Below are 14,280 nucleotides of genomic sequence, written 5' to 3'. Positions count from 1 at the left end.
AAAATAATACTATGCTGCCATAGTAATTTGGTTGAGAAACACTAAATTTGGCGGTAGGTATTTTTTTATTATATATAATTATGCTATTTCAACTAAGTGAAGAACAATTGATGATTCAACAGGCCGCGAGGGATTTTGCACAAAATGAACTTAAGCCTGGAGTTATTGAAAGAGATGAACACCAGAAGTTTCCTGCAGAACAAGTAAAAAAGCTTGGCGAGCTAGGCTTTTTAGGGATGATGGTTTCAGAAAAGTATAGCGGTAGCGGTATGGATGCGCTTTCTTACGTACTGGTAATGGAAGAGCTGTCTAAAGTAGACGCATCTGCTTCTGTAGTTGTTTCTGTGAACAATTCGTTGGTATGTTATGGCTTGGAGGCATTCGGCTCTGAGTCTCAAAAAGAAAAGTATTTAAAGCCTCTGGCATCCGGCGAAAAGATCGGAGCCTTTTGTTTGTCCGAACCTGAAGCCGGTTCTGATGCAACATCGCAACAAACAACGGCTGAAGATAAGGGTGATTATTACCTGTTAAATGGCACCAAGAATTGGATAACCAATGGTAGCACTGCCTCAACATATCTTGTGATTGCACAAACCAATAAGGCATTAAAACATAAAGGTATAAATGCGTTTATTGTTGAGAAAGGAACTGAAGGTTTTACTGTTGGGCCTAAAGAGAACAAATTAGGAATCCGCGGATCAGACACTCATTCGCTAATGTTCAATGATGTTAAAGTTCCAAAAGAAAACAGAATTGGTGAAGATGGATTCGGCTTTAAGTTTGCGATGAAAACTCTTGAAGGTGGACGAATTGGTATTGCTGCACAAGCGCTCGGCATTGCGTCCGGGGCATATGAACTGGCATTAAGTTATGCTAAACAGCGTAAGTCATTTGGTAAGGCTATTTCAGAACATCAGGCTATCGCCTTTAAGCTGGCCGACATGGCAACTAGTATAGAAGCAGCACGGATGCTGGTTTATAAAGCCGCGTGGTTAAAAGATCAAGGACAATCTTATACTTTGGCGGGGTCAATGGCCAAACTTTATGCTTCAAAAGTAGCTATGGATGTAACGGTTGAGGCTGTTCAAATACATGGCGGTTATGGATTTGTAAAAGAATACCATGTTGAACGATTGATGCGCGATGCCAAGATCACCCAGATTTACGAAGGAACATCTGAAATTCAAAAAATGGTAATCTCCCGAGAGATTATTCGTTAAATAATCGTATTTGCTATCTTTGTTTTTATAAGTCTATTATGGCTTGTAAAAACAAAGAATTATGCCCGAAATACTTCTTTTATGTGTTATGCTGATCCCTCAAGTTGTTGCAGGAATACTTGCAAAAAGCATGGGCAGGAAGTTTTGGTTCTGGTTTTTTATCTCATTTCTTATTCCTATCGTTTCATTAATAGTACTACTGTTTTTAGAAGATAAAAGTGAGCAAGGTGGATATGAGCTGGCCGATCATGTAAAAAAAAGGTAGCTAAGGAGCACTTTTAATTGAGTATTAAAGCAGTAAAAAATAGAAGAATTAATAAATCAAATTAAAGCATGAAAGAGTCAAATTCATTGAATCAGGTAGCTGAATTTCACAAAACATTTAAGCACCCTATAGAGAAATCGCCAATTATCCCGTCAAAACAAAGAAGTGACTTAAGAGTTTCATTACTTGTTGAAGAAGTAAAAGAGCTGCAACAAGCAATTGAAGACAATAATTTGGTTGAGGTAGCTGATGCTTTATGTGATATTCAATACGTTTTGGCCGGAGCTATTTTAGAATTCGGACTTGCGGATAAATTTAAAGACCTATTTGATGAAGTGCATCGTTCAAATATGAGCAAAGCGTGTAAGTCAATAGAAGAAGCAAACCAAACGATAGCTCATTATAAAGCTAAGGACGATAGTGATTCGTATTTTAAAGAAGAAGATTCTTTGTTCTTAGTGTATAGAACTAAGGATGATAAAACACTAAAATCTATAAATTATTCTCCAGCAGATCTTGTGAGTATTCTTTAAGTAAAAAAGAAGCGTCCTGTTAAAAATGAGACAGTTTTAACAAGACGCTTTAATTTTAATCTTTATCTGTACCTGCGATAGCTCCAAATACGGCCTTAATTATGGCTATTGCAATTGCTAAAAATGCGGCAGCCCAAAATCCGTTAGTATTAAAGCCAGCCATTAGATAATCAACCAACATTATCATTAAAACAGTGATGATGAATGACATTAATCCTAGTGTAAGGAAGTTGATCGGAAACGTAAATACCCTTAGGATAAGGCCAATTGTTGAATTCGCCAAGGCAATTAATACAGCTGCAATAATTGCAGATCCATAGCCGTCTACTTGTACTCCTGGTACAATTTTAGCGCCTAGAAATACCGCAAGGCCCATCAATAAAATTTCTACAATTAGTTTCATAATGCGTAATTTAGTGTTATGCTTAAGTATTTTGTTAAAGTGTTCATGGCGTTTTGTGCCATTTCCTCTGTTTTTGCGTGTACATCAACAAATAGTAAGCCACTTTTAATAGGTTTCTCTGTTGATAGTTCTTCCATTGTATTTGGCAATATAAACGAGGCAGGTCTTTTACAACTGAAAGATGCTCCAGCGACCGACTCGGTTTTTCATAATCTGATCTCAGTTTTGCAAACGCCATCTGAAAAAGACACTGCTATAAAAGAGATGCCCATTGAAGGAAATATAAGCATTAAGGGCAATGAAGTAGTATTTGTTCCCGAAAAACCATTTGTAAAGAACCGTGATTACTTAGTGATAACGTATTTAAACGCGCGTTTTGGTAATGCTGAAGATATTATGAAAGGCGAATTGAGTTACGGAGTAAAACCTACGCAGAAGTTATTAACCAGATAAGAATTCGAAAGTAGATCTATATCACTTTAGAAGTGATTGTGTTATAGCATTTTTAATTTGCAAAAATATTTCTTACATTTGCACGGTAATAGAGGTAAGAGGGGGCAGAAGTCCCCTCTTTTCTATTATTGGTGAATTGGTTATGCAGATAGAAAAAAGAGTAACAGAATTAGTAGAAGAAAAAATTTCGGACAGACCGGAACTATTTCTTGTTGAGGTGAAAATGCTGCCAAATAATAAACTGATTATCCATGTTGACGGCGATGAAGGAATCACTATACAGGATTGCGCAGCCATTAGCAGACATGTTGGTTTTCATTTGGAAGAAGAAAACACCATTGATAAAGCTTATAACTTAGAAGTTTCATCTCCCGGTGTTGGTGAGCCATTGAGACTGAAAAGACAATATGATAAAAACATTGGTCGTGAGTTAAGTGTAAAGCTTACTGGTGGCGATGTGAAAGAAGGTAAATTGCTGTCTGTAGATGATAATGGCATCACTATAGAGGCAAAAGTGAAAGAAAAAGGAAAAAAGGCGATCCTGGTAGAAACCGGAATCGACTTTAGTAGTATAACAGAAACAAAGGTTTTAATTTCATTTAAATAAAAATGAGCAATATTAATTTAATCGATTCATTTCAGGAGTTCAAGGAGTTCAAGAACATCGACCGCCCTACAGTAATTAGTGTGCTGGAAGAGGTATTTCGCAGTATGTTGCGTAAAAAATATGGTACTGATGAGAATTGTGACGTAATTGTTAACCCGGATAACGGAGATTTAGAGATCTGGCGTACTAGAAAAGTGATGGAAGATGGCTTTTCTGAGGACGACGATTTAGAAATTGAACTTGCTGAAGTTAAACAGTTGGATCCGGATATGGAAGTTGGTGACGATTACATTGAGCAGATCACTTTAGAGAGTTTTGGAAGAAGAGCTATTTTAGCTGCCCGCCAAACTCTTGTTTCGAAAGTATTAGAACTGGAAAAAGACGAAATCTTTAAAAAATATAAAGACAGAGTTGGTGAGATTGTAACTGGAGAGGTTTATCAGGTTTGGAAAAAAGAAACTTTGGTTCTTGATGATGAAGGCAACGAATTAATGATGCCTAAAACTGAGCAGATCCCAGCTGATTATTTCAAAAAAGGTGATACCGTACGTGCCGTAATCCTTAAAGTGGATATGGTAAATAGTACTCCAAAAATTATCATTTCTAGAATTGCACCTGAGTTTTTACAACGCTTATTCGAAATCGAGGTTCCAGAGATTTTCGATGGTTTAATTACCATTAAGAAAATTGTTCGTGAGCCAGGAGAGAGAGCTAAAGTTGCTGTAGAATCTTACGACGATAGAATTGACCCGGTAGGAGCTTGTGTTGGTATGAAGGGTTCTCGTATACATGGTATTGTTAGAGAGCTTAAAAATGAAAATATTGATGTAATTAACTTTACAAACAACATTTCATTATATATCACCAGAGCATTAAGCCCTGCGAAAATCACATCTATTAAATTAGATGATGAAACAAAACATGCTTCTGTTTATTTGAAGCCTGATCAGGTATCACTTGCAATTGGTCGCGGTGGTCATAACATTAAACTTGCTGGTAAATTAACCGGTTATGAGATTGATGTTTACCGTGAAGCTGGTGAAGAAGATGAGGATGTGGATATAGAAGAATTCTCGGATGAGATTGATAGCTGGATCATCGATGAGCTGAAAGCCATTGGGTGTGATACTGCTAAAAGTGTGTTAGCACTTTCTGTTGATGAATTGGTTAAACGTACCGATTTGGAGGAAGAAACCATCAAGGAAGTGATGAGTATTTTAAAATCAGAATTTGAATAATACAAAAACTCATGACTTACAGATGAAATAAATAAGAATAAACGTTACTTTTGTATAAGAATTAAAGAAAAAATAGGATATCAATGTCAGACGACAAACCAATAATTTTATTTAAAGCAGTTAAGGAACTTAACGTAGGGATAGCTACGGCCGTTGAGTTCCTGGAAAAGAAAGGCTTTTCTGTTGAGAATAAACCCACTACTAAGCTCTCTCGCGACATGTATAATGCGCTGTTAAAAGAGTTTCAGGGCGATAAAATCGTTAAAGAAGAAGCCAATCAAATTGTTATTGGTAAAATTCGTCGTGATGAACCAGAGGTAACTGAGAAAGTTGCTGAGGCACCTAGAAAAAATGTTGAATTCGAAAACGAAGGCGTTTTAATTAAGAATCTTCATTCGTATACTCCTCCAGCTGAGAAGCCTAAGGAAGAAGCTCCGGTTAAACCGGCTGCTCCGGAAACTCCAGTAGAAAAGGTAGAAGAAAGCTCTTTACCAGGTGTTAAAATAGTTGGGAAAATAAATCTTGATGATTTAAATTCTAAAACACGCCCGGTTAAAGCTGAAGAAGCTCCAGCACCTGCCCCAGCGCCTACTCCGGCACCAGAGCCTAAAGCTCCGGTAGTTGAGGAAGCTCCTAAGGAAGTTGTGAAGGAAGAAAAACCTGTAGAGAAAGTTGAGAAACCGGTTGAAGAGGTTAAAGCTGAAGTTGTAAAGCCAGTAGAAGAAGTTAAACCAGTAGTGGTTGAGCAGCCTAAAGTTGTAGAACAGCCTGTTGTAGTGAAAGCTCCAGAGCCTGTGGCGCCTAAAGTAGTGCCTGCAACTCCTCCTGTAGCTCCTAAGGTTGAAAAACCTGAAGAAACAGAAGTAATTAAAGCTCGTTCTGTAAAACTTTCTGGACCTAATATTATTGGTAAAATTGTTTTACCAACTACACCTGATCGTAAGTCTCAGCCAGTAGCATCTTCTGCAGATAGCGCAGATGCGAAGAGAAAACGTAAACGTAAGAAAACTCCAGGAGGACATCCGGGACAAGGTGGTCATGGCCAACAACCTGCAGCTGGTAATCAGCAAGGTGCACAGCCTGGACAACCAGGGCAACCAAAACCTGCTCCTACGTTTAGCAACAGACCGGATTTTAGAAATAATACTAATAATACAGCCAACAGGCCTAACTTTAGGAACAGTAAACCAGGAGGTCCTGGTCATAGCGGTCCAAAAGAAGAACCTACGGAAAAAGAAATACAAGATCAGATTAAAGCAACACTTGCTCGTTTAAGTGGAGCAGGTAAATCTGGTAAATTTGCTCAGCGTGCTAAATTACGTCGTCAGAAACGTGATGATGTTGCCCTTTCAGCTGATGAAGCTGCAATGGAGCAAGAATTGCAGTCTAGAGTTTTAAAGGTTACTGAGTTTGTTACGGCAAATGAATTGGCTACAATGATGGATGAGCCGGTTACAAAGATTATCGCAACTTGTATGAGTTTGGGAATGTTTGTATCGATAAACCAACGTTTAGATGCTGAAACCTTAACAATTGTTGCTGATGAGTTTGGTTACGAAATCCAATTCGTTAAACCTGATGATGAAAGCGATATTGTTATCGAAGAAGAAGATTCGGAAGAAGATTTATTACCAAGAGCTCCCGTTGTTACCATTATGGGACACGTGGATCACGGTAAAACATCACTACTGGATTATATCCGTAAAGCGAATGTGGTTGCCGGTGAGGCGGGTGGTATTACCCAACACATTGGTGCTTATATGGTAACTACACCAACTGGTAAACAAGTTACTTTCTTAGATACACCAGGTCACGAAGCCTTTACAGCGATGCGTGCACGTGGTGCTAAGGTAGCAGATATTGCAATTATTGTTGTAGCGGCGGATGATGCAGTGATGCCTCAAACAAAAGAAGCTATCAACCATGCTCAGGCTGCTGGAGTACCATTGGTGTTTGCCTTTACAAAAATTGATAAACCGGGTGCTAACTCAGAAAAAATACGCGAGCAATTATCAACAATGAATATCCTGGTAGAGGATTGGGGAGGTACTTTCCAGTCGCAGGAGATATCAGGTAAAAGTGGACTAAACGTAGACTTGTTATTAGAAAAGGTATTATTAGAAGCAGAAATGCTGGACCTTAAAGCTAATCCTAATAAACGTGCAACAGGTAGTGTAATTGAAGCTACATTGGATAAAGGACGTGGTATTGTTACTACAGTTCTTGTACAAGCAGGTACGTTGAAAATAGGTGATCCTATTTTGGCTGGTAGTTATAGCGGACGTGTAAAAGCGTTGTTTAACGAACGTGGACAGAAAGTAGATAAAGCGGGTCCATCGGTACCGGTACAGGTATTGGGTATGCAAGGTGCGCCGACAGCAGGTGATCGATTTAATGCACTTGAAAGTGAAGTTGAAGCAAGAGAGATTGCAAACAAACGTTTACAATTAATGCGTGAGCAGGGGCTTCGTACTCAGAAACACATTACTCTTGATGAGATCGGTCGTCGTTTGGCAATCGGTAACTTTAAAGAGCTTAATTTGATCGTTAAAGGTGATGTGGATGGTTCTATCGAGGCATTATCTGACTCATTATTGAAATTGTCTACTCCAGAGATTCAAATTAACATCATTGGTAAAGCGGTAGGTCAGATTTCTGAATCTGATGTATTGTTAGCTTCTGCTTCTGATGCGATCATCATCGGTTTCCAGGTACGTCCTTCGCCAGGAGCACGTAAACTAGCCGAAGCTGAGCAGATAGATATCCGCTTATATTCTATCATCTACGATGCGATCAACGAGATCAAAGCGGCGATGGAAGGTATGTTGGCTCCGGAGTTTGAAGAGAAAATCACTGCTAACGTTGAGATCAGAGATACCTTTAAAATTACTAAGGTGGGTACAATTGCCGGATGTATGGTATTGGATGGTACAATTACACGTAACAGTAAGATCCGTATCGTTAGAGATGGTGTGGTAATTTACACTGGAGAACTAGCTTCATTGAAACGTTATAAAGATGACGTGAAAGAAGTATCAAGAGGTTACGAGTGCGGATTGAATATCCATAACTTTAACAACATTGAAGTAGGTGACATCGTTGAAGCTTACGAACAAGTAGAGGTTAAAAGGAAATTGTAATTAATTATTGAATATAATATTGAAGAGCACCTTAGTTTAAGGTGCTCTTTTTGGTTAAGGTCATTATATTTAAATTAACTGATTTTGTATGTGAGTGGAGTCTGTTTCTTTCTTCGCATACCTTAGGGAAATTAGAGCTTTAAAGCTTTAAGAATGGAATCTATTCGATTAAAGTAGGTATGGTTAGATAGGATATTTTCCTGCATCTTTTTAATCATTTCAAATCTCTCTTGCAAATGAGTTCTGTAATAGCTCATTTTATCTATGAACTCGTCTTTTGTTGTGGCAATAACTAATTCATCCTCATTAAAATATTGACTAGCAAGAGGATTGTCGCAGATTTGGAATCCTCCAAGCATTGTTGAGCTGAAAACTCTTTCATTAACGAGTATTCGTTCTTTTATCTGTGCAGGAGTATGAATGTTTGGTGCAATATGAGAACGTTGATATAATCTTTTAGCCTCAATGGATTCTGGAGTGATCATATTATGTTCATTGTATTCCAGATAATTGCTGTAAACGCCTTTTAAGGGCGCTATAAAGGAATTATACGTTTCTATTCGGTGACTTATGTTGCCGATCCATAAAAAGTCGAATTCAGGCTCTAGAATTGGCTCTGTGTACTGGGTTTTATCTGCACAATGGAGCAACTGGATAAACTTTACACCGAGTTCCTTTTCGTAACCACCAAAATATTGGTCATTAATTACTTTATCGTGTTGAGACCATACCAGTATATTATTTCTTGTACTATATTTATTCAATAGATCTTTTGTCTCCTTAGATACGTTATCTATCTGGGCTTCATAAAAGCAGGGAGAATAGAATTCACCCCAAAAAACTAAAGCTGTTTTTTTGAGTAAGTTTAAGGGTAGGTAAGCTATTTTACTTACAGGTGCGAAAATGATATCTGGATTAAATCTTAGTAGTCTTGCTTTCTCAAGAGGGATGAATTGTTTATCTAACCTACTTGAGTCAAAAGCCATGAATTGATCTCCCCGGGCTTTAAATGCATTTTTGAATCCAGTAGCTACACTTCTCGTAGCATAAGAGTATTTGTTGTTTAAATCGTAAACATAAGCAACTTTAAGCATAGTTAATTTTTTTTGAGGGGGGATGAATCATTATTCTTTAATACGGCCAAAACCTTTTATGGAAAGCTTAAAAACCTTCCGGAATTGACGTGCGCTTAGATAAGACCATTTAAATAGATTTGTATTTAACAATAAAGAGATTGCATTCATCTTTGCTTTTTTTATGAAAATAATTTCAAACCAGTAATTAAACAGGAACTTTTCAAAAGCAATAATTGGATACTTGTTTAAGTTTTGATTTGCTATTTTAAGTTGAGTAAATAAATTGAGGTAATCAGCAAATTTAAAAAGATTGAAATTCCATGTTAGTATGCTGTAAAATGTATGGATGAGCCTTTGATCGGGTATTATATTTAAATTCTCCAGTTGATTTTTTTTAATCTCTATTACTTTCAACTTAGCTGTCTCAGATTGAACAACCGAGGTGTTACTATCATGATCTCTATATTTTACTAAGATCTTATCTAAATTGTCAATTGGATATTTATCAGAAATACGTGTAAACAATTCATAGTCTTCAGCAGGGGCATAGTCTCTATACCCATTTAATTCCTTTAGTACGGATGTTTTGAACATCACAGTTGAATTTACATAAGTATTCAGGAACAGTAAGGTCATTTTTATTTTATCTGCACCCACAGGTACAATTAATCTATTGTCCTTTACTTGTGCTCCATTTTTATCAATTACAATCCCATGTCCGCCACATAGAGCAATCTCAGGGTGTTCCTGTAAGAAATTGTACTGAGCTTCTAATCGATCGTGAATAGCAATGTCGTCACTATCTAATATTGCTACATATGATCCTCTTGCCTCTGTTAAGGCGACGTTTCTAGTATAAACTAAACCTCGGTTTTTATCATTTTGAATCAACCTGATTCTTGGATCCTTAAAAGTATTAATTACATCAACAGTATGATCAGTTGATCCATCATTTACTATCAATAATTCAAAATCTCCAAGAGTTTGATCTAAAATACTTCGTATTGATTCACTTATATAGTTCGCTGCGTTGTAAGCAGCCATAAAAACTGTTATTTTTGGAGCCATGCTAGACAAAGATAATGCTGAGCATGGGATATTATAGTAATAAGGTTGTGATTATATGAAAAAAAGAATATTGTTTATTACGCAGGATCTGGGCAGGACAGGTTCGGAAATGGTGCTTTGGTATTTGCTGATAAATTTAGATAAAGAGAAATATGCTATTTCTGTATTTTGTATAAGACATGGTGCATTGTATGATGTGCTACCGGATTATATCGAAAAAAGTATCATGTATAAATCTAGTCCACGTTGGTCCGATCGTGCATTTAGGAGATTAATAAAGCTTTTCGGCATCCATCCACTCACTTACCAGTTAAATAGGATTCAAAATCGTTTTAAGGCCGATATCTGGTATGTTAATACTATTGCCGTTCCTGAAGTATTTGAGATAGCAAAACCTAAGGGTGTAAAAATGATCACCCATATTCATGAGTTTTTATATGCTTTTAGCGAAATTAAGGCTAAGACATTACAGCGAACGATTTCGTATTCAGACCTATGCATTGGTTGTTCGGATATGGTTTGCGAAAAGATTACAGACCTCCAACATCCAGCTGTTGAGCTTCAATATAGTTTTGTTGACACTGATACTATTCATACTAATCCCTCAAAAATAGAGGTTATCAAAAAGAAACTTGGCATTTTGCCAACAGATTTTGTCTGGATAGTTTCAGGAGGTACAAAATATATGAAAGGCCTGGATCATGTTTTGCCAATACTAGAACATTTTAAGGATGAGGCAATAAAAATAATCTGGATTGGACCTCAGTTAAATAATGCACTTGAGTTTTATGTGAGAACTGTTGCTGAAACAAAATACCCTAATCGATTGATATTTGCCGGAGCTTTATCGGAAGATTATTATAACTATATGTCAGCTGCAAACGGCTTGCTGCTACTGTCTAGAGAAGAAACATTTTCGTTAGTTATGATAGAGGCAGCCTATTTAGGTTTGCCAGTGGTTGCCTTTAACATAGGCATATCAAAGCAGTTCTTACAAGAAGATATGGGAGTAGTAGTAGAGAATTGTAATTTGGACAATCTAATAATGGGCATGAAAAAAGTCCATGAAAATCCAAATTACAATAAATTAAGTTTAAGGAATGCCTCAATGGTTTATAGTGCTAAGCATCAATTGCCTATTTATGAAAAGCTATTGGATAAGATAACAGAGGACCTTACGGCAAACAAAAAGTATTAGTTGCTTTTGTTAACACGTCATGTATTTTTGAATGTAAACCATCAAATAGATGTATAATGTATTCAGCGGCATTTGGCTGGAACTTTGGTTGGTTCAGGAATTCCTTATACAATTTTGGATTATGATGCAATTCTTCAATCTGTTTATTTAAGCCAGGTAAGCTCTCGGGCCCGTTATAAAACAAAATGGCATCCTTATTTAATACTTCTGGCTCGGGATTATTATTACCTCCCCAGTATATAGGTATGGTATTGCTTTTTATTGCTTCAAAAACTTTTTCAGTTACATATCCCTTTGTGTTTGAATTTTCGGGACAAATATTGAATTTATAATGGCCAATAAATTTCAATTTATCATCATTAAACTCTTCCTTTAACGCCTGGGTATTATTCAGATGCTTGCCACCGCTCTCTACTTTGTCGATTTTACTTAGACTATTGTATAATATGGTTCGGATTTTTCCATCGTCGTGACTACTAACCAACGAGGTGAATTTTTTGTTTTCATCCATACAAATACCCCTATTAACAAAATTGGATATTGCCTTACGAATCATTTCATTATCAGCATTTGGTGTGAAAAAATGTTCTAGCCAGTAAGGAAATCTCTGATAACGTTCGTGATCTAAGTAATCAAATCCAACCATTATATCTGCGATATCATTGCATTGATCTTTATACTCTTTGAAACGCAACACATTCTCGCCGGTGTAAAATAGCTTTACATGACTTTTACTTAATTTAATGCTTCTCTTCGGCCCGAAAACGGAACTTATCAGAAGGGAATTTTCTTGCGTTAAATGTTTAGCGAAATGAAGTTTTAAATACCGATAGTGCCATAGTTTTTCTGCTTCTGTTGTCCAGCAATTTAAAATTTCAATGTGATTTTCATCGGGAAGATACGTATAGTCTAATAAAGGTTTCTGCAATCCTAGACGGATTAAGAGAGATTTTAATTTCATTTATCTTATTTTTTAAAGAATTTCATTTTCAGCTTTTTAAAAAATGACTTTTTCTGAGAATTGTTTTTGGCAGTATAATAATTGGGCATGTTTATGTAGTGCTCATATTCATTTGCCTGTAGTGCTTTGTGGTATTCTTCTAATAGGAGTCTAACATCAGGGCGCATTTCCGGTGTAAACAGTGTCCATTTAGAAATGTTTAAAGGATGGTTGTAATCCCAACCGCTGAAATGAAAGAAGGAAAGGTAGGTAGTATCATTTACCATGAACTTGCCATTCTTTTGTGTGATCATTCTTTCATGTAAGTTCCAGTAGGCTACATTCAGACCTTGATTTTTATCAATCACGGCACTCTTAAAGTAAAGAGGAACAAAGTTAAGCCAAAGCTGCTCACCGTAATAACCTCTTTTAAAATCGTAAATGCAATCTTTTACGGATCTTTCTCTTAACCAATCTATGAATTTATCAGTCTCAGAAGATTTTTTCAGTTTAAAAAAGCCACCATTAAAAAGCCCGGCATTTAATACTTCCAATTCTTGTCGCTTCATTTCAATAGAAGGCGGAGAAGAGAAGTGTGGGGTGAAAATGATATCACTTTCATGAATAATATTCTCAGGCAGACGATTGAAAAATAACATATCAGAATCTCCAAATATGACTTGATCTATTTCACTTCTTTGGAGTAAATGTTTGGCAAAAAGAACTTTTGAACAGTTTGCCAACTGCATTGAATTGTAGTTGGTTGTGATAAACTCAAATTCGTCTGCTTCTATTTCATGTAATTGAAGTATTGGATACTTCTTCATCAAATTATTTGATTCAATTACATCTTGACTTAAATAATCAGTAAGGCAAATACATAATTCAAATTCAGGATGATGCTGCTTTACGGAATCTAATAAGGAAACAGCAAAGGGCAGATAATTTGTTGTGGCAATTGTAAAAAATAAAGTCATATTAAAATAGCCTATCTAGTTTTTTATAGCAGTTCTCTTCTTCATAATTAGACTCAAATGTCTGGCGAGCTAAAAGAGATAGCTTATTGTATTCCTGTTGGTCGTTTAAAAGAGTTGTTATATGCTCTTTAAATTCTTCTGGATCGTCACTTACTAAGCATCCATTATTTGATTTGTTAACAAGGCCATCTACTCCTCGTAGATTGCATACTATGGGCAGGCTGTAGGAGAGTGCTTCAATAACTTTAATTTTAGTTCCGGTTCCTGACAGCATAGGACATATGGCGATTTTAGCTTGTTCATAATAAGTGGCTAGATCCTGGGCAAAAGGAATAGTTGTAATATTTGAGTGCTCTTTACTTATGAATTGAGTAATTTCTCCTATCATACAAATAGTGACAGATTTAGGTAAAAGTGGATAAACCAAACTCATAAACCAACTTGCTGCTTGTATGTTGTGGGGATTTTTGCTAGCAACATATATAATGTCAAATTTTCTCTTCGAAACTAAAATTGGATTCTCTTTTGGTTTCTCGATCATCATTGGAGCTAGTTTAATCTCACTCTTACAAAATTGGCTAAAAATGTATTGTTCCTCGATAGAAATAGCGAGGACCAAATCAAATAGCGAAAGACGTCTTATCTCTTCCTGAAAGGAAGGGCCAATTTTGAACTTCTGCTGATTTTGTGCTGTCAAAAAATCATGTGTGTCCAGTATTATTTTCGCATTTTTAACTAATTTATTGTCTTCAATTAATGTAGACCAGCTGGCATAGTTGATGAAAATATAGTCAAAGTCATTCTTTCTAAGAATGTCATTAAAAGCTTTTTTAAGTCTATAAGTTACGAGTTCCGGGAATGGTGTAGGAGTGGTACTCAGTTTTTTTTGATAAAAAAAATTGGGGAGCACATAGCAGAAGAAATAATAGAAAAAATTTCTTTTAAAAGGTTTTCTATATAAAACCGAGGTAGTTTGTGCTAGATTGCTATTTTCGAATTCACTGGTATCATCGTCTGTCCATTCACCCCAAAAGTATTCACTAACAAAATGGACGTTAAAACCTCTGGATTTAAAATATTGGAGGAAACTTAACGCACGGATTTTATTGCCTGAATTCTTTTTTAAAGGATTATCAGGCATGAAAAATAAAATCTTTTTCAT

The 14,280-nt window shown here is 36.3% G+C and carries 14 protein-coding genes; 8 read left to right on the top strand and 6 right to left on the bottom strand.

Features of this window, described 5'->3' with window-relative positions:
- Positions 1-80: 80 nt before the first annotated feature.
- The 3 genes from J1905_RS10045 (at position 81) to J1905_RS10035 (ending at position 2,018) form a co-directional block, all read left to right on the top strand.
- Positions 81-1,220 (top strand): acyl-CoA dehydrogenase, encoded by a 1,140-nt coding sequence (locus tag J1905_RS10045; protein WP_214227145.1) that lies wholly within the window; start codon positions 81-83, stop codon positions 1,218-1,220.
- Between the two features lie 61 nt (positions 1,221-1,281).
- Complete coding sequence (locus J1905_RS10040) at positions 1,282-1,485, top strand: hypothetical protein (RefSeq protein WP_214227144.1); 204 nt, start codon at positions 1,282-1,284, stop codon at positions 1,483-1,485.
- A 68-nt stretch (positions 1,486-1,553) separates the two neighbouring features.
- A complete protein-coding gene (locus J1905_RS10035) occupies positions 1,554-2,018 on the top strand; it encodes a pyrophosphohydrolase domain-containing protein (protein WP_214227143.1) in 465 nt (154 codons plus the stop codon).
- Positions 2,019-2,073: 55 nt separating this feature from the next.
- Here the strand turns inward: J1905_RS10035 and J1905_RS10030 are convergent, their stop codons facing one another.
- On the bottom strand, positions 2,074-2,421 hold the full coding sequence (locus J1905_RS10030) for a phage holin family protein (protein ID WP_214227142.1): 348 nt from the start codon (positions 2,419-2,421) through the stop codon (positions 2,074-2,076).
- A gap of 18 nt (positions 2,422-2,439) precedes the next feature.
- Here J1905_RS10030 and J1905_RS10025 point away from each other — a divergent pair, with 18 nt between their 5' ends.
- The 4 genes from J1905_RS10025 (at position 2,440) to infB (ending at position 7,859) form a co-directional block, all read left to right on the top strand.
- Positions 2,440-2,874 carry a hypothetical protein gene (locus J1905_RS10025; RefSeq protein WP_214227141.1) on the top strand — a complete coding sequence of 145 codons (435 nt, stop codon included), beginning with the start codon at positions 2,440-2,442 and terminating at the stop codon, positions 2,872-2,874.
- Between the two features lie 142 nt (positions 2,875-3,016).
- A complete protein-coding gene (rimP, locus tag J1905_RS10020; protein WP_173089795.1) occupies positions 3,017-3,481 on the top strand; it encodes a ribosome assembly cofactor RimP in 465 nt (154 codons plus the stop codon).
- A 2-nt stretch (positions 3,482-3,483) separates the two neighbouring features.
- Positions 3,484-4,719 carry a transcription termination factor NusA gene (nusA, locus tag J1905_RS10015; RefSeq protein WP_108204798.1) on the top strand — a complete coding sequence of 412 codons (1,236 nt, stop codon included), beginning with the start codon at positions 3,484-3,486 and terminating at the stop codon, positions 4,717-4,719.
- An 83-nt stretch (positions 4,720-4,802) separates the two neighbouring features.
- Positions 4,803-7,859 carry a translation initiation factor IF-2 gene (gene infB, locus J1905_RS10010; protein ID WP_214227140.1) on the top strand — a complete coding sequence of 1,019 codons (3,057 nt, stop codon included), beginning with the start codon at positions 4,803-4,805 and terminating at the stop codon, positions 7,857-7,859.
- Between the two features lie 131 nt (positions 7,860-7,990).
- Here infB and J1905_RS10005 read toward each other — a convergent pair whose 3' ends face one another.
- Complete coding sequence (locus J1905_RS10005) at positions 7,991-8,953, bottom strand: glycosyltransferase (protein ID WP_214227139.1); 963 nt, start codon at positions 8,951-8,953, stop codon at positions 7,991-7,993.
- 30 nt (positions 8,954-8,983) lie between these two features.
- On the bottom strand, positions 8,984-10,003 hold the full coding sequence (locus J1905_RS10000) for a glycosyltransferase family 2 protein (RefSeq protein ID WP_214227138.1): 1,020 nt from the start codon (positions 10,001-10,003) through the stop codon (positions 8,984-8,986).
- 55 nt (positions 10,004-10,058) lie between these two features.
- On the opposite strand from J1905_RS10000, the gene J1905_RS09995 reads away from it, so the two are divergent.
- Positions 10,059-11,201, top strand: coding sequence for a glycosyltransferase family 4 protein (locus J1905_RS09995; protein WP_214227137.1), 1,143 nt, complete (start codon positions 10,059-10,061; stop codon positions 11,199-11,201).
- On the opposite strand, the gene J1905_RS09990 is transcribed toward J1905_RS09995, so the two are convergent.
- From J1905_RS09990 to J1905_RS09980, 3 genes are read right to left on the bottom strand one after another with little or no spacing between them, the layout of a single operon-like run.
- Complete coding sequence (locus tag J1905_RS09990) at positions 11,179-12,162, bottom strand: glycosyltransferase family 10 domain-containing protein (protein WP_214227136.1); 984 nt, start codon at positions 12,160-12,162, stop codon at positions 11,179-11,181. The two genes, J1905_RS09995 and J1905_RS09990, sit on opposite strands and share 23 nt — an antisense overlap.
- Positions 12,163-12,167: 5 nt before the next feature.
- Positions 12,168-13,118: a glycosyltransferase gene (locus tag J1905_RS09985; RefSeq protein ID WP_214227135.1), complete on the bottom strand. Its 951-nt coding sequence runs from the start codon at positions 13,116-13,118 to the stop codon at positions 12,168-12,170.
- Position 13,119: 1 nt separating this feature from the next.
- Positions 13,120-14,280 (bottom strand): glycosyltransferase family 4 protein, encoded by a 1,161-nt coding sequence (locus J1905_RS09980; protein WP_214227134.1) that lies wholly within the window; start codon positions 14,278-14,280, stop codon positions 13,120-13,122.

This window comes from Pedobacter sp. B4-66, assembly GCF_018492665.1.
Classification (GTDB): domain Bacteria; phylum Bacteroidota; class Bacteroidia; order Sphingobacteriales; family Sphingobacteriaceae; genus Pedobacter.
The sequence above is the reverse complement of the archived record's forward strand: the minus strand, read 5'-3'. Positions and strand labels throughout refer to the sequence as shown.

Excerpts from the sequence above, each read along its gene's own strand:
- J1905_RS10045 (WP_214227145.1), top strand. The coding sequence starts at position 81 with ATGCTATTTCAACTAAGTGAAGAACAATTGATGATTCAACAGGCCGCG.
- J1905_RS10040 (WP_214227144.1), top strand. The coding sequence starts at position 1,282 with ATGCCCGAAATACTTCTTTTATGTGTTATGCTGATCCCTCAAGTTGTT.
- J1905_RS10035 (WP_214227143.1), top strand. The coding sequence starts at position 1,554 with ATGAAAGAGTCAAATTCATTGAATCAGGTAGCTGAATTTCACAAAACA.
- J1905_RS10030 (WP_214227142.1), bottom strand. The coding sequence starts at position 2,421 with ATGAAACTAATTGTAGAAATTTTATTGATGGGCCTTGCGGTATTTCTA.
- J1905_RS10025 (WP_214227141.1), top strand. The coding sequence starts at position 2,440 with ATGCTTAAGTATTTTGTTAAAGTGTTCATGGCGTTTTGTGCCATTTCC.
- rimP (WP_173089795.1), top strand. The coding sequence starts at position 3,017 with ATGCAGATAGAAAAAAGAGTAACAGAATTAGTAGAAGAAAAAATTTCG.
- nusA (WP_108204798.1), top strand. The coding sequence starts at position 3,484 with ATGAGCAATATTAATTTAATCGATTCATTTCAGGAGTTCAAGGAGTTC.
- infB (WP_214227140.1), top strand. The coding sequence starts at position 4,803 with ATGTCAGACGACAAACCAATAATTTTATTTAAAGCAGTTAAGGAACTT.
- J1905_RS10005 (WP_214227139.1), bottom strand. The coding sequence starts at position 8,953 with ATGCTTAAAGTTGCTTATGTTTACGATTTAAACAACAAATACTCTTAT.
- J1905_RS10000 (WP_214227138.1), bottom strand. The coding sequence starts at position 10,003 with ATGGCTCCAAAAATAACAGTTTTTATGGCTGCTTACAACGCAGCGAAC.
- J1905_RS09995 (WP_214227137.1), top strand. The coding sequence starts at position 10,059 with ATGAAAAAAAGAATATTGTTTATTACGCAGGATCTGGGCAGGACAGGT.
- J1905_RS09990 (WP_214227136.1), bottom strand. The coding sequence starts at position 12,162 with ATGAAATTAAAATCTCTCTTAATCCGTCTAGGATTGCAGAAACCTTTA.
- J1905_RS09985 (WP_214227135.1), bottom strand. The coding sequence starts at position 13,118 with ATGACTTTATTTTTTACAATTGCCACAACAAATTATCTGCCCTTTGCT.
- J1905_RS09980 (WP_214227134.1), bottom strand. The coding sequence starts at position 14,280 with ATGAAAAAGATTTTATTTTTCATGCCTGATAATCCTTTAAAAAAGAAT.